This is a genomic window from Pandoraea sp. XY-2, assembly GCF_004193915.1.
Lineage (GTDB): Bacteria > Pseudomonadota > Gammaproteobacteria > Burkholderiales > Burkholderiaceae > Pandoraea > Pandoraea cepalis.
The window spans coordinates 2,427,306-2,450,996 of record NZ_CP030849.1; the positions used below are offsets into that span (position 1 = coordinate 2,427,306).

Genomic DNA, 23,691 nt, shown 5'->3' on the forward strand with positions numbered 1-23,691 from the left:
CCCCGTTACAAGACCACGGGCTTGTCGCTCAGCTCGTTCTTGCCAACGCCTTTTGCCGGGAAGTGTTGCCGCAGATGCCGACCAATGGACTCGACGCCGGCGATGACACCCGCTTCGTATTCGCTTATCTGAAAAGCGGTTTCCATTTGCCGGCATACGGCCTTCCATTCTCGCGTGCCAACTTTTTGATGGATACCGCGATCCGCCACGATCTCGACACTGCGGTCCGCCAGCAGCAGGTAAATCAGAACGCCATTGTTGTGCTCGGTATCCCACAAGCGTTGTTGGGAGAAGACTTCGATGGCCCGTTCGCGGGCGGTGAGCCCCTTGAGCAGTCCGGCCCAGCTCAGCGCGCCTTCGACGACAAAGCAGAGTTGACCGATATGGCTGGCTTCGCCGGCCGAGATGGCCCGCTCGATCGCCTTCAGCGCTTTGCGCGGGAAGGTTTGCCTGACCTTCCAGTGCGTCATCAGCAGGTGTCGCCCCATGCGCCCGAAGTTTGGCATCACCATCTCCCCGAGGTGCCACCGCCGCCGAATCCACCGCCGCCCCCCCGAATCCGCCCCGCCCGGACCCGCCGAAGCCGCCCATGCCGCCAATTCCCCGGAACCCGAGATGGGACCCGCCAAACATCGTAAAGAAGAGGGCGATCGCGCCGGCGAGTACCCCAAGGACGAGCGTTCCGGACAGTATCCAGCCGATGACGCCGACAACGCCGCCCGTGGCGACGGCGCCGGGACCCCGACCGAGAATCGATCGAAGCACGCCGCCAACGACCAGCGTCAGCACCAGAAGGACCGGCAGGAAGGGGCGCACCGAGCCGCTTACGTCACCGCTGGCGCGCTTCGGTGGCGGTAACGGCTCGCCGTTGACAACGCCTATGATGCGTTCGACGCCAGCGCTCACGCCGCCATAGAAGTCGGCTTGCTGGAAGCGTGGAACGATGTCCTCGTTGATGATCCGGTTGCTGATGGCGTCGGTGAGCACGCCCTCGAGACCGTAGCCGACCTCGATGCGCACTCGCCGGTCGTCCTTGGCGACAATCAGCAGCACGCCGTCATCCGTGCCCTTGCGCCCGAGCTTCCATTGTTCGACGACCCGAATGGAGTACTGGGCAATATCTTCGGATTGCGTGGTCGGTACGATCAGAATGCCGATCTGACTGCCCTTCTCGGCCTCGAAGGCTTGCAGCTTTTGCTCCAGGGCGGCCGTCTGTTCAGGGGTCAATGTGCCGGTCAGGTCGGTGACACGGGCGGTCAATGGGGGAATGGCAACTTCGGCGCTCGCCCCAAAGCACACGCAAAGGAGCAGCGCGGGGAACAAGCCTTTGACTGCCTGAAGCCATTTCACGTTGACCTCCCGGAGGGGCTGACGGGATATGCGTTGAACTTGACTCGCAGCGGATTGGCGATCGCCGACGCCTTCGCCACCGCGACGTCGGGCGGTGCCTGGTATCCGAGACGCATCGCCGTCAAGTCGGAACGCCGTTAGCTGGAACGCCTTGCGTCCTGCCTCGGCCACTCGACAAACGCAAGCAGCCAAAGCCCGATCAGATTGAACAAGGGCACGAACGCCAGTATCGCCCAAAAGGGCGACAGGCCGATCCGCATCAGAATTCGACCGATCGGATAAATCAGCACCAGCGCCATGACGGCGAAGGTCAACCAATGGACCACGCCGTATCCCGCCATATCGAACCAATGAACCATCACGATAATCTCCTTGGTGGCTTTGTCGCGGCGTCCCGCCGGGCCGCTGATGTCAGTGAGGACGTGCGCTGGGTGCCGTGTTTCCCCATCGCGGGATGAATCGTGGGGTTCGACGGCAATAACTGGCGTATTCCTGGCCAAACTCGGCGACGGCCTCACGCTCCTCCGCCAACGCGAGATGGACATACATCCAGACCAGCACAGGAAACATGAGCAGGGTGAGGAGCGTCGGCCACTGAATCAGAAAACCCAGCATGATCAGGAAGAACGCCGCGTACTGGGGATGGCGCATGCGTGCATAGAGTCCGGTGGTTGCGAGCCGATGCTGCGCTTGGGCCAGATACAGTACCCGCCAGGCAGAGGCGAGCATGACAAATCCGCCAAAAATCAGCCCGTTGCTCACCAGGTGGAACGGCCCAAAGTGTGGATTCGTGCGCCAGCCGAACATCATCTCGAGCAAATGTCCCGCGTCGTGTGAGAGGAAATCAATCCCCGGAAAATGCTTGTTCAACCAGGGCAACATGAGATAGATCGTGAGTGGGAATCCGTACATCTCCGTGAACAGTGCTACGAGAAACGCCGAGAATGCGCCGAAGGAGCGCCAGTCGCGCGAGGTCCGGGGTTTGGTGAAGCTGAAAGCGAAGATGATGAAGATGGCCGAATTGACGAACACCAGCCACCATAGACCATACCCGGGTTGAGTATCGTGCTGCATGTTTACTCCCCTTTTCCGTCCACACGCCGGGACGGTCTTTCTCCCGAATGCCGATGGCCGTGGTGGTGACCGTGATGCATGAAGAGATGCATCAACGGACAGGCGGCGAACAGAAGGAACGGCAGGTACGGAATGACGTGAGCCCGGTGCTCCGTGAACAGGAAATACGCAATGACGATCAGGAAGCCGATCAGAACCCACCTGGACCTGGACAATGTCCTGTGAGCCTCGTGCGACGTTTCCTGCTGAGGCATCTGGTTGTTCATATGCACTCCCGGTCGTCAGGTTATCGACAATAGCGCGCCCCGCCCAGCCGCCCCGCCTTCCCGGGAGGATGCCGATGTGCAAGGCCAGCAAGGTTTTGTTGAAAGCATTGCCCGCGACGCCGGCCGCGAGGGTATTTGCGGAATCGACGGAATCAGGTCTTGTGAAAGCCAGTTCATTTGCGCCCTCGTTCTCATGGCTTGTTGCGGGATTTCAATTCCTGGTCCACCGCGGCATGGATATCTAGCTCGGTTCGCCGCGAAATACGCAAGCTCATCCAGATCACCCAGACGGGGCAGGACAGCACCAACAGGGCCACCAGCACCGACAGAAGCGAAATGCCGTACGCATAAAGGATGGCGATGGCCAGTAGCGTTGCCAACGTCGCACAGATCCCGACGGCGAACTTCATGTCATCACCTCCTCGTGGCCGCTCAGGCGGACGCGCTTGAGCATCGCCGAGTTGGCGACCACGCTCAGCGATGACAGCGACATGGCCGCGGCCGCGACGATGGGATTGAGTAGCCCCAACGCCGCGATCGGAATGCCGATCGTGTTGTAGAAGAAGGCCCAGAAGAGGTTTTGCTTGATCTTGCGCATCGTGGCTCGCGACAGCTCGATGGAGGCGGCCACGTCGCGCACGTCGTCACGGATGAGAATGATGCTGCCGGTCTCCTTGGCGACGTCCGAACCCGATCCAATGGCGATGCCGATGTCGGCCGCCGCCAGCGCCGGCGCGTCGTTGACCCCGTCGCCGACCATGGCGACCACCTCCCCTTCCGCCTGCAAGCGCTGGATGGTCTTGACCTTGTCGTCCGGCATGACTTCCGCGATCACGCGGTCGATCCCCACCTGCCGCCCGATCGCTTGCGCGGTCCGCGTGTTGTCGCCGCTCAAGAGCACAACCCCGATACCGCGTGCCTTGAGCAGGGCGATGGCTTGCGACGCCTCGGGCTTCACTGTGTCGGCCACGGCGACGATGCCGAGGAGATCCTGCCCGCTGCCCACGAGCATGGCGGTCTTGCCGTCGGCTTCCAGGCCGGCCAGCATCGCTTCGGCCGTCTCGATCGCCCCGCCCTGTAATGCCAGCATGCGCCGGTTCCCCAGCCAGGCCCGCCGTGCGTCGACCTCGCCTTGAATGCCCATTCCCGAGAGCGCCTGAATATGGCTCGCCTTGAGGATCGGTAACCGACGATGCTGCGCGGCGCGGACGATGGCTTGACCGAGCGGATGCTCGGAGCCGGATTCCACGGCAGCGGCCAGCGCAAGCAGGTCGGCCTCCTGGTGACGCCCGAGGGGCACGATGTCGGTCACGGTCGGTTCGCCGCGCGTGATCGTGCCGGTCTTGTCGAAGACGACGGTACTGAGTTTTTCGGCACGTTCCAGAACCTCGCCGCCGCGGATCAGGATGCCCGAATCCGCCCCCTTTCCCACGCCGACCATCAAGGCCGCAGGCGTTGCCACGCCCAGCGCGCACGGACAGGAAATGATCAACACCGCGATGAAGGCAAGCACCCCTTGTGGGAAATGCCCCGCAAGCGTCCAACCGACGATCGCCAGCAGCGCGACGCCCACGACAGCCGGCACAAAGTAGCCCGTCACCCGGTCGGCCAGACGTTGGACCTGTGCCGAGCTCGCCTGCGCATCCTCCACCATCTTGATGATCTGGGCCAGTGCGGTGTCCGCGCCAATCTTGGTCGCCTGGAACGTAAACGCACCCGATCGGTTGAGTGTGCCGCCGATGACTTTGGCACCGAGGGCTTTGTCGACCGGCATCGACTCACCGGTCAGCATCGATTCGTCAACGCTGGATTGCCCCTCGGTGACGGTGCCATCGGTGGGTATCTTCTCGCCCGGGCGCACCACCACCCGTTCCGAGACCATGATGCTTTCTGCGGGAATCTCGACCTCGTGACCCTCGCGAATCACATGGGCCTTGGCCGGCTTCAGGTCAAGCAGGCGACGTACTGCGGCAGAGGATTTTTTCTTGATGATCTCTTCCATGTATCTGCCCAACAGCACAAAGGCAATGATGACCGCAGATACCTCGAAGTAGACATCGCGCTCGGCGACTCTGACAGGCAACCAGGACGGAAAGAACAGGACGACGATGCTGTATGCATACGCGACCGAAGTGCCCAGCGCGATCAGGAAGTCCATGTTGATGTTGCGCGTGCGGATCGCGTTCCATGCGCCCTTGTAGAAACTCCAGCCGCCGATGAACTGCACGGGCGTCACCAGCAGGAAGAGCCAGATTCCCCATGTGAACCACGGCAGCGCCGGAATCGGCGCCCATGTCAGGAGCGTTGCCCCGGCGGCCAGCGCGAGGAACGCACCGGCGCGCAACACTGCCAGCGCGAGCACGCCGGTCAAGGCGATGGTGACGCGCGTTTTCATCGCCTTCAATTCCGTTTCCGGCGACTCGAACGTTTGCAGGCACCCTTGACTGCAGAAGTAGTACGTGCGCCCGCTTCGCTCCGACGATAAGGCGGTGGCCTTGTCGACCATCATCCCGCAGATCGGATCCTTCGCGAGTCGCATCTCACTTGCGCGAGATGCGTTGCTAGCGTGTTGTCCGGCATGATCGCTGTGCATGGCCATTTCGAATACGCGAATGGTTTGACGTCGCTGGGCCCGGATCTGCCGATAGGCGTGTTCGGCAGACGCATCGACTATCTGCCCATCATCCCGCCCATTCCGCTCCCCATTCCGCGCCCCATGTCACTGCCGGTCCCCTCTCCCATGCTCTGGGAACCCATCATTGATTGCATCATTTCCTGCATGAGGTCCAAGTGCTGAGATGTCATCTCCCGGCATGCCCGCGTTTGAGTGCCTTGTCTGATGGTGGCTGAGCGCATTGCGCCCGGTTCAGGCATTCCTAGGCTTTCGTGCATGGTGTGCATCGCAGCCTGCATCACCACCGCGCGCTCTTCCAGCAGCGCCTGACGCGCTTGCGGGGTCTCGGCGCGCGACAGCCTCATCCTTATCGCACGCAGGTGTGCGATCTGGTCGTCGAGTTCGGCGCTTCTCGGTTGAGGGGGCGCCACACGCTTCGCCGCACCCGCCCTGCCGTGGCTATGGTCGTGGTTTGTACCCGGTGCCGTTGCTGCGGGGAACGCGGACGGCATCGCCACAAGGAGGGAAAATGCGGCGACGAGTGCATTGAATCTCATGTTGGCCATGGTGAAAGCCCCTTAGGACTGTAATGAGACGAGATGGGGACATGCAGATCCAGTATCGCCGCTTCGCATCTTTGCTGATTGACGGCCGTCAAACTCGGGGCACTTGTTAATTGAATGCGCGATTGGTTCATGTCGAACGACCTGAAAAATGGGCCGATGATGTGGCCATTGTGGGCTTGACTTTCGTCAACCGGCACGCCCTAGCTGCTGCCTAGGATGTAATTGACTCCGCGGCGATGGGGCAGTCACGTGCAAACCAGGAGGGTGTGGGCAATGTTGTCATCAATGCTACGGGGCTGGCTGACAGCGGTCGGATCTGCGCTTGCCGCGTCTGGTGCCCTTGCCGAAGCCCCCTTGCACGCGTCAACCGATCACGCGAGCGATCTCACCGACGCGATGCAGCAGTTATTGCTGGCGATTCTGCTAATTCTGCTGGTGTGGAGTGGCGCCTTGCGAGGCAAGGCAGATCGAGGGCCACAGGGCATCGTTGTCGGCGGGATTATCGGGGTATCGCTTGGTGTGTTTCCGGACTGGTATGGCTTGGGGCCATCGCGGGCATCATCGGGCTTCTCTTCACACTCGTAGACGAAGCGCCGACCGGATGGCGTAGCGCTGACGGGTTGGGAAGCTTCGATGGCGATTACCGTCGAGACGGGTTCGGTGGAGGTGGGGCAACTGACGCACACGTCACTGCGCATTCGATTGCTTGACGTTGAGCCAATGAGCTACCGTGAACATGCGCAGGCGCAGCGCGCCTGTGGCACGGAGTTAAAACTGACGACTTCATGTCCACCCAGCAACAGACAATTGGCCGAAGTGTCAACGCCGAGTTGGAACTGGCCCACTGGGGCGGACCAAATCTTGGACCGGTTTATGCCGCAATTCCGAAACTTTCGCGGCATTCGAGCGGGCTGAGTGAGCCGAGGGAGACCTTGATCCGCTTTGCGTTATACGAGCGGATGTATGGGCAACGACATCGATGAATTGATCAACTCCGTCTTCAGCGCCTCAAAGAAGCCTTCGTAGGCCGCGTTACCGGGAGAGCATCCTTGGTGGGACATCGAGCGAACCAGCCCAGCATCGCGTACCGGCTCTGGCGTGATCTCGGCTATGCAGTCGGGGCTCTGCTAGTCGGCATCACCGCCGACCTGTTCGGCCTGGCTGCCACCATGAGGCTGGTCGCGGGCCGGGCCTTCGCGTTCGGTGTCATCGCGGCGATGTGGATGAGTGAGCCCCGATTGTTGGGGAGTACCGCGAAATGATAGCCCTGTCGAAAGCGCGCCTTCACGGCGCGCTCGTGAGCAAGGGATCTACACGAAATCGCCGGCCAAATAGATGCTATTCGTAGTCAGCGCATATTGCCCGTGTGGCCCAGCGAATAGCGACCGGGTTGCGGCCAGACGGTCAGGCCGTGCGGTTCCATGCCGACTGGAATGGAGCGGACGGCACCGGTTGTCGTATCCATCGCGTAGACCACGTCGTCGTACCGGCCGGACAGCCACAGTGTCTTGCCGTCCGCGCTGACATTGCCCATGTCCGGACTGCCGCCGCCCGGAATCGGCCAGGTCGCGACCACCTTGCGTGTCGCAAAATCTAGCACGGACACGCTGCCTTTGCCATGGCGCGGCCCGTGCACACGATTGGAGCCGCGATTCGCGATGTACAGATGGGTGCCGTCGCGACTCGGGTACAACCCATGCGCGCCGACGCCGGTCCTGATGAAGCCCGTCTTCGTGAAGGTATCGCCATCGATCACAAAGACCCCGGCGGCCATCATGTCCGCGACATAGAACACCTTGCCATCCGGCGAGACGCGGATGTCCTGCGGCATACCCTTCTTTTCCAGCTCAAGATAACCGATGACCTTGCGATTGACGAGATCAATCTTGGCCAGCTTCCCGCCGAACTCACAGGTAAAGAGCGCGTACCTGCCGTCGATCGACAAATCAGCATGGTTGATGCCCTTGCACTCTGGCACGGACAGGCTCGACTTCAGCGCCATCGTGTGCGGATCGCGAAAGTCCAGCCGAGCATGGGCTTCCGCCACCACGATCGCTTCCTTGCCGTCCGGCGTGAAGTACATGTTATAGGGATCGTCAACCTTGAGTTCCTTGCCGGGCTTGCCTGTCCTCGGATCGATCGGCGTCAGGCTTCCGTCGGGGCGGCCTTCGGCGTTGTTGGCTACCCATAGCGTCTTCAGGTCCCATGACGGAACGACGTGTTGCGGGCTGTAGCCGACGTGAAACTTTCCCACCACCTTGAACGTCACCGGATCAATCACGTAGACGTCGTTGGAGCGCAGGTTGGGCACATAGATCCGCGGCAGCGCATCCGCCACCGTCGCGCTGAAGTGGCCGGCGCCTGCTTCACTGTACAGGTTGCTTGCGTCCACCACGGGGGCATGTCGGCCACGGTAGCAATAGCCGTTGCTGCGGAGGCTATGCAGGTGACGCCTAAACCGGCTAGGGCAACGCCAACAGACGAGACAAGCAGCGACAAGCGACGAGAACACTGATGCATGGTGAGTTCCGTTATCAGATGAATGTGTAAGGAAGAGTTAGATGCCGGCGGATCCGTCAGCGGCCCGCGGTCTCATTTCTGACGGCAGCGATGGTTCGCGACACAATCGCATCGGTTCCCAGTCTACCGAGCTCAGCTGTTGAGCGACGCGGATCACCGCCATAGACACCGTCAGCCGGTCCGAGTTTCGGACCGCGTCGCAACCGATCCTCGCGAACCATTTGCGGTGCCAGCGCGAGCAGCAACGACGTATCCCCAAGTCCCGCATGTGTGCCGATCTCGTCATCGCGGTAACCACGTTGGCGCAGAATTTTCGCGTAGCCATCGGAACTGGTGCCGTAGTATTCGGTTGGCACGAACGCTCGGGCCGCTGAGCCTGACCACGCTTTGTTGAGCTGGGCAACAGCCCGCCTGATGTCGTTCTGATAACCGCCGTGATCGCCGAGGAACACAATGTTCCTGAACCCGTGGATCCTGAAGCTGTTAGCGGCGGATTCCAGCGTTTTTTCAAACACGTCGTCCGGCACCGTGATGGTGCCGGGAAAGCGCATGTGCGAAGTAGGCGGAGCGTAGCTGCCCTCTGGCACATAGGCGATCACGGGCGCAACGAGCGCATTGCCGAGTCCCTCCGCAATACGCTGTGAAAGCACCTTCACCCGCGCGTTGTGCTTGCCGAGCGCGACATCAGGGCCGCTTTGCTCGGTTCCGCCGATCGGGATCAGGATGGTAGTCTTTCCCGCCTGAATCTGGTCGCGCAGTTCGGTCCAGGTCAGGTCCTCAAGGAACACGGTTCTCGATGCTTGTGCAAACGCGGCCTGTGTGGCGATGAGCAGAATGGCAGAAGCAAAAGCATGCCGAAGTGGTAAGCGCATGAACAGTCCTCATGGAAAATGCGAATTGGGGGCATGCCAAGATAAGGGGAAATTTCCCACATAACGCTAAAAGCAATATGGCTTATTAAACCGCAACGGGAATTGTGGGGGCCGGTTGGTTTAAATTAATGCGGGCACGCCACAAGTACTCCCTACGAGAAGTTGTCTGTTTTCCTGAGGGCAAACAACGCGCTCGAAGCCAACCGACAACTTTTGCGTCAGCTCGCCGCTCGCGACACGTGGACCTCGACGGTTAGATGCGAGAGTTCGTTCAAGTGCCTGAGTGCAGCGCGATAGAACATCGCGCGTGCGCGCGGCGCGACGAGTGGCTATCGAAACAATTGCGCCCATATGTTCCGGGCCGAGGCGCCACACATGCAGGTCCACGACCTTGTCGCCCTTGTTCTCTATAAGTCGACGTACCTCGTTGGACAGTCGCTGGTCTGGGTTCATGTCAAGCAGAATGGCCCCTGTGTCTCGCATTAGACCCCAAGACCAATTCGCAATTACCAGGGCACCAATCACGCCAGCAAGCGGGTCCATCCAGAGCCAACCGAGCGCGCGGGCCAGCAGCAGCCCGATGATTGCCAGCACGGAAACAGCGGCATCGGCAATGACGTGAACGTACGCAGAGCGAATGTTGTGATCACGGTGTGCCGCAGCAGGTGAGTCGCCAAGACGGTGAGCGTGCTCTTCGAATTCGACGCGGTGTTCGCCATCAGGTAGGCGGATTACTGCCTGGAAAGCATGCGGTTCGGGGATACTCTCCGTTGACTCCAGATACTCGCCACGGTCTACAAACACGAAAGTTTGGGACCTCCCATCGGGGCGCACAGTATTTACCGAAACGGCCTCTGCGATCAGTTGTGATGATCCGTCTATCGGCGTGATGCGAAATACTGGGGCACACCAACCTCGAAAATCGTTACGGCAAACTCAGTGGCGCCGCTGAGGATGTGCTTCGCTTCGCCGCCATGAGCGTGTCCAAGGCCGTGGTCATGTCCGTGGTGATCGCCGCTGAGCAGCCACACACTTGCGAGGTTAACCAGCAGGCCGAGAATCGCGATAGGAATCGCCTGATCGAAGTGGATGGGCACCGGGAAAAAGAAGCGTTTAACGGCCTCGTATGCGATCAGTATCGCGATCATGGCGAGTACGATGGCGCTGGAAAAGCCCGCGAGATCTCCCAACTTTCCTGTGCCAAATACAAAGCGGCGATCGGCAGCATGCCTGCGAGCGTGCGTGTACGCCAACGCGGCGATAAGCATCGCGCCAGCGTACGTTGACATATGCAAGCCGTCGGCGACGAGGGCCAGTGAGCCGAACAGACTGCCGCCGACAATCTCGACAACCATCATCGCGCTGCATAGAGCGATCACCATCCAGGTTCGGCGCTCGTTGTCTTCGTGGGCCGCGCCCAAGAAGATGTGGTCGTGTCCCGCGTCGAACGTGGAATCTTCAAAGTTGCTCATAATTGTTCATTTGAAATAGCTGTGAACGACGTCGATCAGTTGCTCAGTTCCACTGCCACGCTCGTCGGCGTGTTCTGCGTCAACCAGATGCGTTCGAATATGGTCTTCGAGAACCACGGCGAGCAGTCCATTCATGGCGCCGCGACAACTTGTGATTTGCTGTAGCACGTCCATGCACCCGCGCTCCTCGTCGAGCGCGCGCTCGATAGCCTCAATCTGGCCCTTGATCCGCCGGACTCGGTTAAGCAGTTGCTTCTTTTTGCGCACGGTATGACTCATCGCCCCCCTTAAAATACTCTAGGGGGGTATACTAACATTGTGACGATGCGCGTTTGTGCAATGCCGAGATATTCGCCCGCCGACCGTGCCATAGCCTCAGGCAAAACCCCCATGCCCAAGGCGATGAGTGTGAACATATTGGCTGCGGTTGACCAGCGAACGCCAACTGCGCACAAACAGCGGCCACCCGCCCCACAGCACTGCCGGCGTTGCCAACGCGAATTCCAGCCACTGCAAGGCGCGCGGAGAAATCAGTTGCGTCGAGGCGTCCGGCCGGAGGTCCGCGCCCATGGTCATCAGGAATACGGGCACAACACCAGCGCAGCGCTCACCCGGAAGCGCCGCGTCATGTCGGCCAGTTCCGGGCTTTCTTCCACGGCAATGGCCTCGTTGGGTTCCAGCGCCATGCCGTACGTGGAACAGACCTCGGGCTCCGCCTGTCTTACTTCAGGATGCATGGGGCACGTGTATGCCTCAGCGGGCTGTTTCGCTATGTCCCCGGCACTGGTGACGGGGGCGCGTGCGGCATATTTACCAGGGTCCGCCTCAAAGCGTTGCTGACAGCTTGTCGAACAGAAGTAGTAGGTGACGCCCCGGTGCGACGTGTGGCCCGCCGCGGTACGCTCCTCCACGGTCATCCCGCAGACCGGATCGATTCTGGCCATGATGCCCCCCACCGTACTGGAACGATTTCAGCTTAGAAATTCCCACGGTAGGACGGTCAACCTGTTTTTTGGGTGCGCTCGCAAATCATGCGAAAAATCCGCTTGACATTACAACTATAGGAAGGACTACATTTGAAACGTACCGCGCCACTGACGACAGGGCTTGACCCGTCATTGCATCGCCTTGAGCGGGAGGTTTGGCCATGGCGAATGGCGTTCCGACACTGAACCACACGCCCACGCGCGTGGCCGCCAGGTCGCAATACAGTCGAGAACAATGAAAACGCGTCACGCAAGTTACGTAAAGCAGGTAGTGACAGCCCTCGTGGTGCTGTGGAGCATGCTGTTCATGCAGCTCGCCGTCGCCGCCTACGCTTGTCCGCACGCTTCGATGGCGTCGACCGAACAGTCGATGAACGACTTCACGTTTGCCACGTCGGGTTGCGCCCAACGCGACGCGGCCCAAGTGGGGCTGTGTCAAGCGCAAGGCGATGTCGGCAAGCAGTCTGTCGATACGTCGACGGACCTTGATCATCCCGTTGCACCTGGCCCCGCGCGTGTGTTCCCGATCCCCCGGGTAGCGGCCTCGCGGGCCAGTTCCTCGTCGCTCGCCCGCCCCGAGCTCGCTCGCGTCACCTCTCCCCCTCTGTCCATTCGCTATTGCTGTTTCCGGAGCTGATCCGCTCACCTTGGCCTCATTCGCGCGTCACAGGCATCTGTGGTCGCGAGAACTCTCTTTTGAGTGATTGCCGGCAATCACCTTTCAGGCCCGCTGGCGCCGCGCATCGCGAATTGCTCGCGATCGCCCACCCAGCTGCTTAGCGGTTGCTCGGCACGTAATGCCGAACCGGATAACGAGCCACTTACCTTCGCATGGGCTCGTGCCGCAATTTGAGAATTTTGGAGAGACAGAGCATGAAGAAAACATCCGTTTTGCTCCTGGGCCTTGTGGCCCTTGCGTCGGCCACGGCCGCTTTCGCCGGCCCCGACTTGGACGTGACCCAACGGCAGCGCCAGGTCGCGCAGGCCAAGACTGCCCCGGTCGACCCGCAACAAATGATGGCGCAGTGCCAAGAAATGATGAAGAGCATGCCGATGGACATGCACTCCGGCGCGATGGGGATGTCACAAGGCAGCACCACGATGCACGGCATGGCAAGTGCGGAATCTCCGGCGCCGGCGCCCGCCGACCTCAAACAACTTTACCGAGGACAGTAGTCGACTCGATCTGATTTGACCGCCGCCGGCATCGCACCCCCGAGTTCGATGCCGGCGCCCAAAGTGATTTCATAAGCTCGATTGGCACGACCGCAGTCCGTGGGCAGCCCCGCATGGCCACCCGCAAGACGCTAAGCGATCGGGCGCAAGGAGAGACAAATGAACTGCAGCCGCAAGACGATGATCAACCTCGCCCTGGTGATGGGCGTGGTGCTGGTGGCCGCCTATTTTGCCCTACCGCAATTCCATGCCCTGGTGCTTGGCATCGCGCCGTTTCTGTTAGTCCTGCTGTGCCCACTCTCGATGTTTTTCATGATGCGCGGCATGGGTTCGCACAACCAGGCGCACGATGAGAAAGCCGAGACCGGGCAGGCCACCAAGTCCGTGACGCAAAAAAACCTGGAGAAATGAGCGCATCCTAATGACAAACGCCTTCACCGCGATGCGGTGAGCGCCCCAGAACCACGGAGAACAAGATGAAGCGCAAAATTCGCCCGCGGATGACCGCGCTCGCCCAAGTCATCGCTCTGGCTGCGATGGCAAACGGCAGCTTGCCGGTAGCCACGGCAGCGCCCCAGGCCCCGGGGGGACACGCACCGAATGGTGTGAGCGCCCCGGCGGAAACCGTCTATCTGATGCATGTCCACGGGCTTTCGTATAGCACGGACGGTACCAAGATCCTCATCCCGAGTCACGTCGGATTGGCGATCTACAGCAATGGGCACTGGTTGAAGGCTGAAGGTCCGCCGCACGACTACATGGGGTTCTCGGCAACGCGCGACGCGCTATACAGTAGTGGTCATGCTGCGCCGGGGACCAAGCTGAACAATCCGTTCGGGCTGCTCAAGAGCCAGGACGGCGGCCGCACCTGGAAAAAGCTCGGCCTTGAAGGACAGGCGGATTTCCACACCATGGCGACGAGCTATGGGACGAACACGGTGTATGTCTTCAACCAGCGCCCGAATGACCGGATGAAACAGCCGGGCATCTACTACACGCAGTCTGATGGCATGCAATGGATTGCAGCGGCCGCCAAGGGCTTGGCGGGCGACGTCAACGGTCTGGCGATTCATCCGACCATTTCCCGCGTGGTCGCCGTGACCACGGATCAGGGTCTGTATATCTCGGAAGACGCCGCCGACCATTTGCGCCAACTGCAAGGCGGGCAAGCGCTTGCGGCATGGTTCGATTTGGACGAGACGCATCTCTGGTATAGCCACTATGCCGGCAAGCCCGCCTTGACGCGCATCAACTGGCGAGACGGCAAAGATCCCCAGGAAGTGACGTTGCCGCCGCTGACGGATGACGCGGTGGCCTTCATCGCCCAAAATCCAGCCAAGCACGGCGAAATCGCGATCGCGACATTCAAACGCAACGTCTACCTGTCAGAGGATCGGGGCCGTACATGGAAGCAGATCGCCAAGGAAGGGCAAACGCAATGAGCGGCGACGGCAGCCGCTGGACCGAGGAGTGAACATGCTACTGGACAAGATTTCGGTATTCGACATTGTGCTAATCGTTCTAGCGGTCATTGGCTTGATCGCCGTGCTTGGCGTGGCGGGCATGTGGGTGATGCACACTGGCATGATGCACGACATCGGCAGCTGTTATATGGGTGGCGGCGTCATACCCCGACGCTAGCGGCGCTCATACCGCCGGCCCTGGTCAGGGCTGCAGTGCAAGGAGGCTCAATATGTGCAATGGCATCGACACGTCGCGACGTGAACTCCTTCGCGCGACGCTATCGGGAGCGATCTTCACGATCGGCACCGCGGGACTACGGTTATCCGGAACGGCAAGCCCGCTGGAATCGGTTGGGCAGCGCCCGTTCACTGCCGACCTTCATGTTCAGCTACGGGCAAAGCGGGACCAAGTCGCGATCCTGCCGGGGCAGCAAACCGCCGTCTGGCGCTATGACGGCGTCGTCCTCAAGGGGGATCCGCATGCCTTCGAACGCTTGCCCGGCAGCTACCTGCCGATCCTGCGGGTGCGACGCGGCCAGAAGGTACGCATCGACCTGATCAACCAGTTACCCGAAGCCACCACCATCCATTGGCACGGCCTGTCCGTGCCCGACACCATGGACGGCCATCCCCGGTATGCGATCGCGCCCGGCGAGCACTATGTGTACGAGTTCGAGGTACGCAATCGCGCCGGCACGTATTGGTTCCACGCGCACCCCGATGGCCGCACCGGCGCCCAGATCTACTACGGTCTGGCTGGACTGTTGATCGTGAGCGACGACGAGGAAGCCACGCTCGGCCTACCCAGCGGCCCTTACGATGTACCGCTCGTGCTGCAAGACCGTGACTTTGATGGCGATAACCAACTCGTTTATCTCAGTGGCGCGGGCGGCGACATGATGGGCGGGATGGGTGACATGATGGGGGGCGGAATGAGGAATGGTCGCGGCATGATGGCCACCGCGCGGCAGATGATGGGTTTTCTGGGTGATCGCATTCTTGTCAACGGCAGACCCGACTTCGAACTGCCGGTCGCGGCCCGCGCCTATCGCTTACGCCTGGTGAATGCCTCGAACGCACGCATCTTCAAGCTGGCATGGAACGACGGATCGCCGCTTGCGGTCATTGGCACCGATGGCGGATTGTTGCAACAGCCGCTTGCCCGCCACTATGTGACGCTGGCACCTGCGGAGCGCATCGATGTGTGGGTTGATTTTGCCCTATACCCGGTCGGCAGCGAACTGACACTGCGTAGCCTGTCATTCCACGGGGATATGGCGATGGGCGACATGATGAGTGGCACATCGCTACCCAACGGAGCATCCTTCCCGGTCGCGAAAGTCCGCGTGGTGAGGACAGTATCGGAAAAACCGCGCTTGCCAAAGCGATTGGCAGCGCTCCCAGAGGCGCAACCGCAGCGTGCCGTCAATGCAGCCAATCCCAGGATTTTCAACGTCACGATGGGCATGATGACGTGGGGCATTAACGGTCGCCGTTTCGAAATGGACGGCGTCGCGCCAGACGAAACTGTGCATCACGCTACTGCGGAACTCTGGGAGTTCCGCAATGAGGAAGTCATGTCGATGGCGCATGACATGCACGTCCATGGCCTGCAGTTCCGCGTCGTCGGGCGTGCCGTACGCCCCGGTTATGCGTCAGCGAGAAATTCCGTGGCGGGCGGTTACGTGGACGACGGCTGGAAGGACACCGTATTGGTGATGCCCGGAGAGCGTATCCGGCTGCTGCTCGACTTTGACGGCTACCCCGGGCTGTTCCTCTACCACTGCCATATGCTGGAGCACGAGGATGTGGGGTTGATGCGTAACTATTTGATCAAGACGTCCTAGGTCTTGCCGGGTTGGGGTTTCTTTGTCGAGGAGAAGATCATGAGCTTCAGATATGTGATTGCCATTGTTCGAGACGATGTGCTGGAGCCACTGGAGAGGCGCCTCGCGGCCGTTCATGTGCCCGGGCTCACTGCGACCACAGTAAAGGGGTATGGCCATTACGCGAACGTCTTCGCGAGCGACTGGATGAGCGAGCACATCAAGCTCGAGATTTTTGCCGACGAAGCCGACGTCAAGGCCATCACCGACGCGATCCGGGAGGTGGCGCACTCCGACGTGCCGGGCACGGGTATCGTGGCGGTCTTTCCCGTTGAGGACTTCTTTCATATCCGGACACCGTAAGACTGCGGTGGACGGGGCGGGCTTGGCCCGCATCCCGCCCTGAATTTGCCATGCATGACGATCAGGAAAAACGCCCCGACGCGGGATGCCGCACATAGCTGATCGCGACCGCCGGGGGATCAGCGGGGTCGCGACGCTCGTGCAGTTCGGGGCATCAATGGAGCCGCCGGCGCGCGCCAGAGCGGGTGGCGCGCCGGTCGAAGCTGACATCGGTGCGCGGCGGCCTGGCGAACGCATGACAGTGAGTTGCCGCGGGCTGCAGGTCTGGTCGTGCGTCGCACGCCCGAGGAAATGGCCTCGCTCAAGTAAGCTGTCGCGGCCCTGGCCGATCCCGGTTCCGAACAGTCCCCCCAGATGCAGCTTGCCGCCCAACAACGTGAAGGCCGCCATCGCCAGCATCAGCCCGCCGCCAATCAGTTAGAGCGGCGTTTGCTGCGTGACCAACAGACGGCGCAGGGCCACGGCCACCCATCACGAGCGGCAGGATGACCGTGGCGATACCCCCAAGCTCATCGCCACCAGCTTGCGACGGTTCTGGAAGGAACTGTCGAAATACGCCGGCAGCATGACCGAAATGCACACGGTGCAAACAGGGCGATCACGCCCGCGCCAAACGCGGCGATCACCGATTCCCCGAAGAAGATACTCGTTCCCATCATTCGCTCCTTGGAATTCCGACCCGGCCGCAACGAGCGGAGTGCGACGCCGGTGCCAGCCGATCGTCGCGGCACCCACCCGCATCAATGCATTATTTCGCGGCTCGGATCGCTGTCACGGTCTGGACATCGTCCTTCGACACCAGAGTGAAGTCGACCTTCTGGCCGACCGAAACGCCATTGAGTAGTTTGGCATCGGCCACCTTGAAGCCCATGGTCATGGGCCCCCAGCCCAACGCATTGATCGGCCCATGGGCCAGCGTCACGCTGCCCCCTTGCTTGTCGACAGCCTTGACCACGCCGGTGCCCGTTGCGGTGACCGCAGCAGACTTGTCTGCCTTCATGCCTCCCATCTGGCTCATGCCACTCATGGGCTTCATATCGGCCGCGCCGGCGGCCATGGCCGGCAGGGAGGCGCCGAGGGCGACACAGGTGAGCATTGCACTGATCGTTTTGAACATGACAGACTCCTTTTACACATAGTGAGAAAAACACCCTTTCGGGCAAGGGAACTACGTCCGGCGATGATTCCGGCCACGCATGAGCCGGAAGGCCGCCGGGATCACGAACATTGACAGGAGCGGCGCGGTGATCATGCCGCCCACCATGGGCGCCGCGATCCGGCTCATGACCTCCGAGCCGGTGCCGCTGCCCAACAGAATCGGGATCAGGCCGGCGAGAATGACGGCGACCGTCATCGCCTTGGGGCGCACCCGCAAGACCGCCCCCTCGCGGATGGCGTCGTCCAGGCTCTCTGCAGTCAACGTGACGCCCAATGCTTGCCTTGCCGCGATGGCCTGCTTCAAATACAGCAGCATGACCACGCCAAACTCGGCGGAGACGCCCGAGAGCGCGATGAAGCCGATGCCGGTGGCCACCGACATGTTGTAGCCGAGCAGATAGAGAACCCAGATGCCGCCCACTAGGGCGAAGGGCAGCGTCGTCATGATCAGGGCAGCCTCGTCAAAGCGACTGAAGGTCATGAAGAGCAGCACAAAGATGATCACCAGCGTCGCGGGCACGACCAGCTTGAGGCGTGCGGCGGCGCGCTCCAGGTATTCGAACTGACCGGAATAGGCAATGCTCATGCCGGGTTCGAGCTTGACCTCCCGCGCCACTGTTGCGCGCAAGTCGCCCGCGACCGACGCCAGATCCCGGCCGCGCACATCGACGTAGACCCAGCCCGAGAGCCGGGCGTTTTCCGTCTTGATCATCGGCGGGCCATCGCTGACATCGATCTTGGCAACTGTCCCCAGCGTAATCTGTTGACCGGCGTCGGTGAGGATCGGCAGATTGCGCAGTCCCTCGAGCGAATCGCGAATCTCGCGCGGATAGCGCACGTTGATCGGATAGCGCGCGAGCCCCTCCACGGTTTGCCCGACGTTCTCCCCGCCGATGGCCGAGGACACAATTGCCTGCACGTCGGCCACGTTCAGGCCGTAGCGCGCCGCGGCCGCGCGGTCGATGTTGACGTCGACATACCGCCCGCCCGTCAAGCGCTCCGCCAGCGCGGAGCTCACACCCGACACCGTTTTCGCAGCCCGCTCGACGTCTTGCGCGACGCGATCTATCTCGGCCAGGTTCGTCCCGGAGATCTTCACGCCAATCGGACTTTTGATGCCGGTGGCCAGCATGTCGATGCGATTGCGGATCGGTGGCACCCAGATATTGGACAGGCCAGGGATCTTCACGACCCGGTCGAGTTCATCGACCAGCTTGGCCGGCGTCATGCCAGGGCGCCACTGATCGCGTGGCTTGAACTGGATGGTGGTCTCGAACATTTCCATGGGCGCCGGGTCCGTCGCACTCTCCGCACGCCCCGCCTTGCCGAACACACTCTGGACTTCGGGCACCGTCTTGATCAGACGATCGGTCTGCTGCAGCAACTCCGCCGCCTTTGCCGCAGATAGCCCCGGCAGTGCCGAGGGCATGTACAATAAATCGCCCTCATCGAGCGGCGGCATGAACTCGCCGCCCAGGCGGCTGATCGGCCACGCGGTGGTCAAGAGCGCCAGCATAGCGATCACCAAGGTGAGTTTCGGCCGCACCAGCACCCAGTCGAGGAGCGGGCGATACATACGGATGAGCGCACGATTGAGCGGGTTTCGCGTCTCGTCCGGGATGCGCCCCCGTATCCAGTAGCCCATCAGAATCGGGATCAGTGTGATCGAAAGCAGCGCAGCGCCTGCCATCGCGTAGGTCTTCGTGAAGGCGAGCGGGCCGAACAAGCGCCCCTCCTGCGACTCGAGTGTGAACACCGGAATGAACGACAAGGTGATGATGAGCAGGCTGAAGAACAGCGCCGGCCCGACTTCTGCGGCCGCTTCGCCGATCACGGTCCAATGCGCGCTGCCTTTGAGGGACTCGCCGGGATGCTCGTGCGTCCACATCTCAATCTTCTTATGCGCGTTCTCGATCATCACCACCGCCGCATCGACCATCGCACCGATCGCAATGGCGATGCCGCCAAGCGACATGATGTTGGCGTTAATGCCCTGATAGCGCATGACGATGAAAGCGATCAGCACGCCAAGGGGCAGTGAAATGATCGCCACCAGAGCCGAGCGCAAATGCCACAGGAACACCGCACAAACCAGTGCCACGACGATGAACTCTTCAATCAGCTTGTGCTTGAGGTTGTCGATCGAGCGGTCGATCAGCTTGCTGCGGTCGTAGGTCGGCACGATCTCGACCCCGGCAGGCAGGCTTTTTTGCAGCTCGGCGAGCTTGTCCTTGACCGCGGCGATGGTTTCGCGAGCGTTCTTGCCCGAGCGCAGGATGATCACGCCGCCGGCGGTTTCTCCTTGCCCGTTTAATTCGGCGATGCCACGCCGCATTTCGGGGCCAACCTGAATGGTAGCTACATCGCCAAGCTTGGCCGGAACTCCGGTGGCCGAGACGTTCAGCGGAATGTTGCGGAAATCGTCGAGCGATTTCAGATAGCCGGTCGCGCGCACCATGTATTCGGTCTCCGCCAGCTCGAGCACCGAACCCCCGGTTTCCTGATTGGCCTTCTGGATGGCATCGATGACCTTTGCCTGAGGGATATGGTAGGCGGCCAGTTTCATGGGGTCGAGCACGACCTGGTATTGCTTGACCATGCCACCAATGGAGGCAACTTCAGCGACGTTGGGCAGGCTTTTCAACTCAAAGCGCAAAAACCAGTCCTGCAGGCTGCGCAGTTGGGCGAGGTCGTGCTGGCCCGTTTTGTCGATCAATGCGTACTCGTAGATCCAGCCCACGCCAGTCGCATCCGGTCCCAATGCGGTCTTGGCCGTGACGGGCAGGCGGCCTTGCACCTGGTTCAGGTACTCAAGCACGCGCGAGCGCGCCCAATACAGGTCCGTGCCGTCCTCGAACAGGACGTAGACGAACGAATCGCCAAAGAAGGAATAGCCGCGTACCGTTTTCGCACCGGGCACCGACAGCATTGTCGTCGACAGCGGATAGGTCACCTGGTTTTCGACGATCTGTGGGGCTTGGCCCGGATAGCTGGTACGAATGATGACCTGCACGTCCGACAGGTCCGGCAGTGCGTCGACCGGTGTGGTCTTGACCGCCCACACGCCCGCGGCAGCAACAAAGAGCGTCGCCATCAGAACCAGGAAGCGATTGACGATCGACCAGTGGATCAGCCTCGCGATCATGAGCCGGCTCCTGTCTTCTCCAACTGCTTGACGACGAACTCATCGCCGCTGGGGACGAAGCCGAAATGCACGGTATCGCCCGCTTTGATGCCGGTCGCCATGGACGGGTCGGACAGCTTGAACGTCATCGTCATCGGCCCCCAGCCGAGCGACTTGACCGGGCCGTGCGAGACCGTGATTTGCCCGTGTTCGAGTTTTTCCACCTTGCCGGTGGCTTCGTTGAGCGCGGCGGGGGCGCTCGCGCCACTTGCCGGCTGGACCGTGGCCTGGGCGGGGGCGCCCGCGAGGCGGGTGAGGACACCCTGCAGGCTGGCCTCAGAGTCGATCAGGAACTGGCCGGAGACGACGACGCTCTGTCCTTCCGACAGACCCTCGAGAATCGCCGTCTTGCCGGCACCTTCTTGCCCGACTTTGACCTCTACCGGCGCGTAGCGGCCGCCGTCCTGCGCGACGATCACGACGTTGCGCACGCCCGTGCGAATCACCGCCTCGGTTGGAATGGTGAGAACCGGCTTAGCCGCGCCATTCTGCACGCGGACCTGCGCGAACATGCCGGGCTTCAGGCGCCCGTCGCGATTAGGCAACTCGACCCGCACCTTGAGGGTCCGGCTGGCCGAATCGGTTTCAGGCAATACGGCGATGACTTTGCCCTTGAAGGTTTCGCCAGGATACGCCGCCAGACGGGCTTCCACCAGGCGGCCAACGGCGACCAATCCACCCTGGGATTCCGGCACGGCCGCTTCGAGCCAGACGGTGGCCAATCCGTTGATTTTCGCGAGTGTCATGCCGGCGGCAATGCTCATGCCTTGACGCACGTCGAGCGACTGGATAACCCCGGCGATGGGCGAGGTCATCGTGAACGTCGATTGCGACACACCCGTACGCTCGACCCGGGCGATGAGCCCGGCGGGCATGCCGAGCAGCATGAGCCTTTCGCGCGCGGCGTCGACCAGGCCCTTGTCACCGGTGCGGAGCACCGCGAGGAACTCGGCCTGTGCACCGCCCCATTCAGGCACCAGCAAGTCCGCAAGCGGTGCGCCTTGCGCGATCACGTCCCCGGGCGCCCTGGCGTAGACGCGTTGCACAAAGCCGCCACTGCGCGCTTGCACCACCGCCACGTCCCGGCCATTGAAGACCACGTTGGCCACCGCATCGATCGGTGCGTCAAACGTGCCTTGCTCGACCCGGGCCAGACGGATGCCCAGATTTTGCGCCACGCCCGAATCGATCTGAACGCCCGCGGCATCGCCGCCTTCACCTGCGTACTTCGGCGTCAGTTGCATGTCCATGAAGGGCGATTTGCCGGGCTTGTCGAAGTGCTGGTTCGGCACCATCGGGTCGTACCAATAGAGCACTTTCCGATTGGCGTCGCCTTGAGTGGGCACGCCATTGGCGGCGGCCGCTGGCGCACTCCCCGTAGCGCTGCCCGCATGACGCAGCGCGTACCAGTATCCTGCGCCGGCGCTGGCGGCGGCTACCAAGACAATCAATGCACCAAGTGTTATGTGACGTGGCTTCATTGTTCGTCCCCGCCATACGTGAAGTAAAGTTTGGCCGCGATCTGCGCGCGCTGGTTTTCCAGATCGATTGCCTTCATGCGCCGCTCGATCAGATCGCGCCGGGCAGCGAGTACCGTGCCCATGTCGGTCCTGCCGCTGCGATAGCCGGCCGTAAGGAGGTCGACCTTTTGGCGTGCGAGCGGTAGCCACGTCTGGTTGACGCGATCCAGTTGGCGGGTGAGTGACGTGTATTCGGCCAGGCCGTTATCGAGCTCATTGAGGTGATCGCGCAACATGGCGTCGCGCTCCGCGTCGGCCCGCTCCAGATCGGCCGCCTTGGAGGCGATCATCGGGTCTTGCCGGCTCTTCGAGAAAATCGGCAAGCCGATCGTGAACTGGACCGAAACCATGTTGCCAAACTGCGGGCCGCGACGCTGGTAGGCCAGCTCGACGCCCCAGTCGGGCTTTTTTTCCGCCTGCGCTTCATGCAACTCGGCCCGGGCTTCGCCTGACTTTGCGGCAAACAGTTCCACTTCCGGGTGATGATGCAGATGCGCCCGATAGCGTTCTGGATCGACCGCCAACGCCGGCGCGTCGCCGGGCAAGGGATCATCCGCGTCAGCGCCCACGTAACGACGCAATGAAGCGATTGCCATGGCGATATCGCGTGTCAGGCCGTCACGACGATCCGCGAGGTCGGCCTGTTCCTGCTCGGCCATCACGGCGTCGGCCGGTTGGCCTTTGCCGGAGGCGACCTGAGCCCGCACGGTGTCGGCCAGCAGGCGATTCTCCTGGTCGAGCTGGTCGAACAGCGCCAGCTTTTTTTCCAGGTAGTAGCGATCGAGCCAAGCGAGCGCGGTGCCTCGGCGCACTTCAAGCAGCGAGACCTGCTGCTGCTTCTGGGCCAGCACCGAACGGGCATCGGCCACTTCGACGCGCGCGCGACGCTTGTCGCCATTGGGCACCTCTTGCATGATGCCGATCTTCTGCATGGTCATGAAGTCGCGCTCCAGTGCCCAGCGGGTATCTCCGGAAACAGGGTAGTTCTCGACGCCTGCGATCAGCTTTGGATCCGGTAAAGCGCCCGCCGGAATCGCCGCAGACTGGGCCGATCGGAGGTTGGCGGCACTGGCCGTCAGCGCCGGGGATTGTTGTTCGGCGACCTTGAGCGCGTCGCTAAAGGTCAAGGGCGCGGCCTGGACGAGGCCGGCCACCCCTGCCAAACACAAGGGCAAGGGGATGAGCATCCAACGCGTGAACATGTTATTGACTCCGTGACGAGACAACGTGCGCGTGCGCACAGCCTGCGACCGCCGAGCGCACGCTCAGCGGATCATACTG

At 61.6% G+C, this 23,691-nt stretch carries 22 protein-coding genes and 5 pseudogenes; 8 read left to right on the forward strand and 19 right to left on the reverse strand.

Features of this window, described 5'->3' with window-relative positions; translation table 11 throughout:
• Nucleotides 1–5 precede the first annotated feature (5 nt).
• The 9 genes and pseudogenes from DRB87_RS11040 to DRB87_RS23255 all read right to left on the reverse strand — a co-directional run.
• Nucleotides 6–512, reverse strand: a complete 507-nt coding sequence (locus DRB87_RS11040) for a TPM domain-containing protein (RefSeq protein ID WP_206100089.1) — start codon at nucleotides 510–512, stop codon at nucleotides 6–8.
• A pseudogene (locus DRB87_RS11045) lies at nucleotides 506–1,350 on the reverse strand (YgcG family protein). Before DRB87_RS11045 ends, DRB87_RS11040 begins: the two are co-directional and overlap by 7 nt.
• A 137-nt stretch (nucleotides 1,351–1,487) precedes the next feature.
• Nucleotides 1,488–1,709: a hypothetical protein gene (locus DRB87_RS11050; RefSeq protein ID WP_240756301.1), complete on the reverse strand. Its 222-nt coding sequence runs from the start codon at nucleotides 1,707–1,709 to the stop codon at nucleotides 1,488–1,490.
• A 52-nt stretch (nucleotides 1,710–1,761) separates the two neighbouring features.
• Nucleotides 1,762–2,424, reverse strand: coding sequence for an isoprenylcysteine carboxylmethyltransferase family protein (locus DRB87_RS11055; protein ID WP_130025927.1), 663 nt, complete (start codon nucleotides 2,422–2,424; stop codon nucleotides 1,762–1,764).
• Nucleotides 2,425–2,426: 2 nt separating this feature from the next.
• Entirely contained in the window at nucleotides 2,427–2,690 is a 264-nt protein-coding gene (locus DRB87_RS11060; protein WP_017234527.1) for a DUF2933 domain-containing protein, read from the reverse strand.
• A 191-nt stretch (nucleotides 2,691–2,881) separates the two neighbouring features.
• Nucleotides 2,882–3,100 (reverse strand): hypothetical protein, encoded by a 219-nt coding sequence (locus DRB87_RS11065; protein ID WP_094068918.1) that lies wholly within the window; start codon nucleotides 3,098–3,100, stop codon nucleotides 2,882–2,884.
• Complete coding sequence (locus tag DRB87_RS11070; RefSeq protein WP_094069185.1) at nucleotides 3,097–5,229, reverse strand: heavy metal translocating P-type ATPase; 2,133 nt, start codon at nucleotides 5,227–5,229, stop codon at nucleotides 3,097–3,099. The genes DRB87_RS11065 and DRB87_RS11070 overlap by 4 nt, the downstream gene beginning before the upstream one ends.
• A gap of 131 nt (nucleotides 5,230–5,360) precedes the next feature.
• Nucleotides 5,361–5,870, reverse strand: coding sequence for a hypothetical protein (locus tag DRB87_RS11075; RefSeq protein ID WP_130025929.1), 510 nt, complete (start codon nucleotides 5,868–5,870; stop codon nucleotides 5,361–5,363).
• A gap of 871 nt (nucleotides 5,871–6,741) precedes the next feature.
• A pseudogene (locus DRB87_RS23255) lies at nucleotides 6,742–6,958 on the reverse strand (IS3 family transposase); the annotation flags it as partial.
• On the opposite strand from DRB87_RS23255, the gene DRB87_RS11080 reads away from it, so the two are divergent.
• Complete coding sequence (locus DRB87_RS11080) at nucleotides 6,920–7,132, forward strand: hypothetical protein (RefSeq protein ID WP_240756253.1); 213 nt, start codon at nucleotides 6,920–6,922, stop codon at nucleotides 7,130–7,132. The pseudogene DRB87_RS23255 and the gene DRB87_RS11080 overlap by 39 nt on opposite strands.
• Before the next feature lie 86 nt (nucleotides 7,133–7,218).
• Here DRB87_RS11080 and DRB87_RS11085 read toward each other — a convergent pair.
• The 6 genes and pseudogenes from DRB87_RS11085 to DRB87_RS24210 form a co-directional block, all read right to left on the reverse strand.
• Nucleotides 7,219–8,390, reverse strand: a pseudogene (locus DRB87_RS11085) (YncE family protein).
• Nucleotides 8,391–8,446: 56 nt separating this feature from the next.
• On the reverse strand, nucleotides 8,447–9,262 hold the full coding sequence (locus DRB87_RS11090) for a creatininase family protein (RefSeq protein ID WP_017234520.1): 816 nt from the start codon (nucleotides 9,260–9,262) through the stop codon (nucleotides 8,447–8,449).
• Between the two features lie 218 nt (nucleotides 9,263–9,480).
• A pseudogene (gene dmeF / locus DRB87_RS11095) lies at nucleotides 9,481–10,734 on the reverse strand (CDF family Co(II)/Ni(II) efflux transporter DmeF).
• A 6-nt stretch (nucleotides 10,735–10,740) separates the two neighbouring features.
• A complete protein-coding gene (locus tag DRB87_RS11100; protein WP_017234519.1) occupies nucleotides 10,741–11,013 on the reverse strand; it encodes a metal/formaldehyde-sensitive transcriptional repressor in 273 nt (90 codons plus the stop codon).
• A gap of 296 nt (nucleotides 11,014–11,309) precedes the next feature.
• Nucleotides 11,310–11,471 carry a hypothetical protein gene (locus DRB87_RS23525; RefSeq protein WP_232424654.1) on the reverse strand — a complete coding sequence of 54 codons (162 nt, stop codon included), beginning with the start codon at nucleotides 11,469–11,471 and terminating at the stop codon, nucleotides 11,310–11,312.
• Between the two features lie 120 nt (nucleotides 11,472–11,591).
• A pseudogene (locus tag DRB87_RS24210) lies at nucleotides 11,592–11,678 on the reverse strand (hypothetical protein); the annotation flags it as partial.
• Between the two features lie 277 nt (nucleotides 11,679–11,955).
• Between DRB87_RS24210 and DRB87_RS11110 the strand changes: the two are divergent.
• The 7 genes from DRB87_RS11110 (at nucleotide 11,956) to DRB87_RS11135 (ending at nucleotide 16,548) form a co-directional block, all read left to right on the forward strand.
• Entirely contained in the window at nucleotides 11,956–12,357 is a 402-nt protein-coding gene (locus tag DRB87_RS11110) for a hypothetical protein (protein WP_130025930.1), read from the forward strand.
• A gap of 236 nt (nucleotides 12,358–12,593) precedes the next feature.
• Nucleotides 12,594–12,896, forward strand: coding sequence for a hypothetical protein (locus DRB87_RS11115; protein WP_017234516.1), 303 nt, complete (start codon nucleotides 12,594–12,596; stop codon nucleotides 12,894–12,896).
• Between the two features lie 159 nt (nucleotides 12,897–13,055).
• A complete protein-coding gene (locus DRB87_RS11120; protein WP_017234515.1) occupies nucleotides 13,056–13,307 on the forward strand; it encodes a DUF2933 domain-containing protein in 252 nt (83 codons plus the stop codon).
• Nucleotides 13,308–13,372: 65 nt separating this feature from the next.
• Entirely contained in the window at nucleotides 13,373–14,338 is a 966-nt protein-coding gene (locus tag DRB87_RS11125; protein WP_130025931.1) for a F510_1955 family glycosylhydrolase, read from the forward strand.
• A 34-nt stretch (nucleotides 14,339–14,372) separates the two neighbouring features.
• Nucleotides 14,373–14,537: a hypothetical protein gene (locus tag DRB87_RS23030; RefSeq protein ID WP_017234513.1), complete on the forward strand. Its 165-nt coding sequence runs from the start codon at nucleotides 14,373–14,375 to the stop codon at nucleotides 14,535–14,537.
• 52 nt (nucleotides 14,538–14,589) lie between these two features.
• On the forward strand, nucleotides 14,590–16,206 hold the full coding sequence (locus DRB87_RS11130; RefSeq protein ID WP_130025932.1) for a multicopper oxidase family protein: 1,617 nt from the start codon (nucleotides 14,590–14,592) through the stop codon (nucleotides 16,204–16,206).
• Nucleotides 16,207–16,245: 39 nt separating this feature from the next.
• The gene (locus DRB87_RS11135; RefSeq protein WP_017234511.1) at nucleotides 16,246–16,548 is read left to right on the forward strand and encodes a P-II family nitrogen regulator; all 303 of its coding nucleotides are present in this window, start codon (nucleotides 16,246–16,248) and stop codon (nucleotides 16,546–16,548) included.
• A 748-nt stretch (nucleotides 16,549–17,296) separates the two neighbouring features.
• On the opposite strand, the gene DRB87_RS11145 is transcribed toward DRB87_RS11135, so the two are convergent.
• The 4 genes from DRB87_RS11145 to DRB87_RS11160 are packed head-to-tail and all read right to left on the reverse strand — an operon-like array spanning nucleotide 17,297 to nucleotide 23,612.
• Nucleotides 17,297–17,665: a copper-binding protein gene (locus DRB87_RS11145; RefSeq protein WP_017234510.1), complete on the reverse strand. Its 369-nt coding sequence runs from the start codon at nucleotides 17,663–17,665 to the stop codon at nucleotides 17,297–17,299.
• Nucleotides 17,666–17,716: 51 nt separating this feature from the next.
• Nucleotides 17,717–20,851, reverse strand: coding sequence for an efflux RND transporter permease subunit (locus DRB87_RS11150; RefSeq protein WP_130025933.1), 3,135 nt, complete (start codon nucleotides 20,849–20,851; stop codon nucleotides 17,717–17,719).
• On the reverse strand, nucleotides 20,848–22,371 hold the full coding sequence (locus DRB87_RS11155; protein WP_094068954.1) for an efflux RND transporter periplasmic adaptor subunit: 1,524 nt from the start codon (nucleotides 22,369–22,371) through the stop codon (nucleotides 20,848–20,850). The genes DRB87_RS11150 and DRB87_RS11155 overlap by 4 nt, the downstream gene beginning before the upstream one ends.
• The gene (locus DRB87_RS11160) at nucleotides 22,368–23,612 is read right to left on the reverse strand and encodes a TolC family protein (protein ID WP_094068955.1); all 1,245 of its coding nucleotides are present in this window, start codon (nucleotides 23,610–23,612) and stop codon (nucleotides 22,368–22,370) included. Before DRB87_RS11160 ends, DRB87_RS11155 begins: the two co-directional genes overlap by 4 nt.
• Nucleotides 23,613–23,691 lie beyond the last annotated feature (79 nt).

Bases quoted from the DNA above. Each gene is read 5' to 3' on its own strand.
- DRB87_RS11040 (WP_206100089.1), bottom strand. From the start codon at position 512: ATGGTGATGCCAAACTTCGGGCGCATGGGGCGACACCTGCTGATGACG.
- DRB87_RS11050 (WP_240756301.1), bottom strand. From the start codon at position 1,709: ATGGTTCATTGGTTCGATATGGCGGGATACGGCGTGGTCCATTGGTTG.
- DRB87_RS11055 (WP_130025927.1), bottom strand. From the start codon at position 2,424: ATGCAGCACGATACTCAACCCGGGTATGGTCTATGGTGGCTGGTGTTC.
- DRB87_RS11060 (WP_017234527.1), bottom strand. From the start codon at position 2,690: ATGAACAACCAGATGCCTCAGCAGGAAACGTCGCACGAGGCTCACAGG.
- DRB87_RS11065 (WP_094068918.1), bottom strand. From the start codon at position 3,100: ATGAAGTTCGCCGTCGGGATCTGTGCGACGTTGGCAACGCTACTGGCC.
- DRB87_RS11070 (WP_094069185.1), bottom strand. From the start codon at position 5,229: ATGCGACTCGCGAAGGATCCGATCTGCGGGATGATGGTCGACAAGGCC.
- DRB87_RS11075 (WP_130025929.1), bottom strand. From the start codon at position 5,870: ATGGCCAACATGAGATTCAATGCACTCGTCGCCGCATTTTCCCTCCTT.
- DRB87_RS11090 (WP_017234520.1), bottom strand. From the start codon at position 9,262: ATGCGCTTACCACTTCGGCATGCTTTTGCTTCTGCCATTCTGCTCATC.
- DRB87_RS11100 (WP_017234519.1), bottom strand. From the start codon at position 11,013: ATGAGTCATACCGTGCGCAAAAAGAAGCAACTGCTTAACCGAGTCCGG.
- DRB87_RS23525 (WP_232424654.1), bottom strand. From the start codon at position 11,471: ATGCATCCTGAAGTAAGACAGGCGGAGCCCGAGGTCTGTTCCACGTAC.
- DRB87_RS11110 (WP_130025930.1), top strand. From the start codon at position 11,956: ATGAAAACGCGTCACGCAAGTTACGTAAAGCAGGTAGTGACAGCCCTC.
- DRB87_RS11115 (WP_017234516.1), top strand. From the start codon at position 12,594: ATGAAGAAAACATCCGTTTTGCTCCTGGGCCTTGTGGCCCTTGCGTCG.
- DRB87_RS11120 (WP_017234515.1), top strand. From the start codon at position 13,056: ATGAACTGCAGCCGCAAGACGATGATCAACCTCGCCCTGGTGATGGGC.
- DRB87_RS11125 (WP_130025931.1), top strand. From the start codon at position 13,373: ATGAAGCGCAAAATTCGCCCGCGGATGACCGCGCTCGCCCAAGTCATC.
- DRB87_RS23030 (WP_017234513.1), top strand. From the start codon at position 14,373: ATGCTACTGGACAAGATTTCGGTATTCGACATTGTGCTAATCGTTCTA.
- DRB87_RS11130 (WP_130025932.1), top strand. From the start codon at position 14,590: ATGTGCAATGGCATCGACACGTCGCGACGTGAACTCCTTCGCGCGACG.
- DRB87_RS11135 (WP_017234511.1), top strand. From the start codon at position 16,246: ATGAGCTTCAGATATGTGATTGCCATTGTTCGAGACGATGTGCTGGAG.
- DRB87_RS11145 (WP_017234510.1), bottom strand. From the start codon at position 17,665: ATGTTCAAAACGATCAGTGCAATGCTCACCTGTGTCGCCCTCGGCGCC.
- DRB87_RS11150 (WP_130025933.1), bottom strand. From the start codon at position 20,851: ATGATCGCGAGGCTGATCCACTGGTCGATCGTCAATCGCTTCCTGGTT.
- DRB87_RS11155 (WP_094068954.1), bottom strand. From the start codon at position 22,371: ATGAAGCCACGTCACATAACACTTGGTGCATTGATTGTCTTGGTAGCC.
- DRB87_RS11160 (WP_094068955.1), bottom strand. From the start codon at position 23,612: ATGTTCACGCGTTGGATGCTCATCCCCTTGCCCTTGTGTTTGGCAGGG.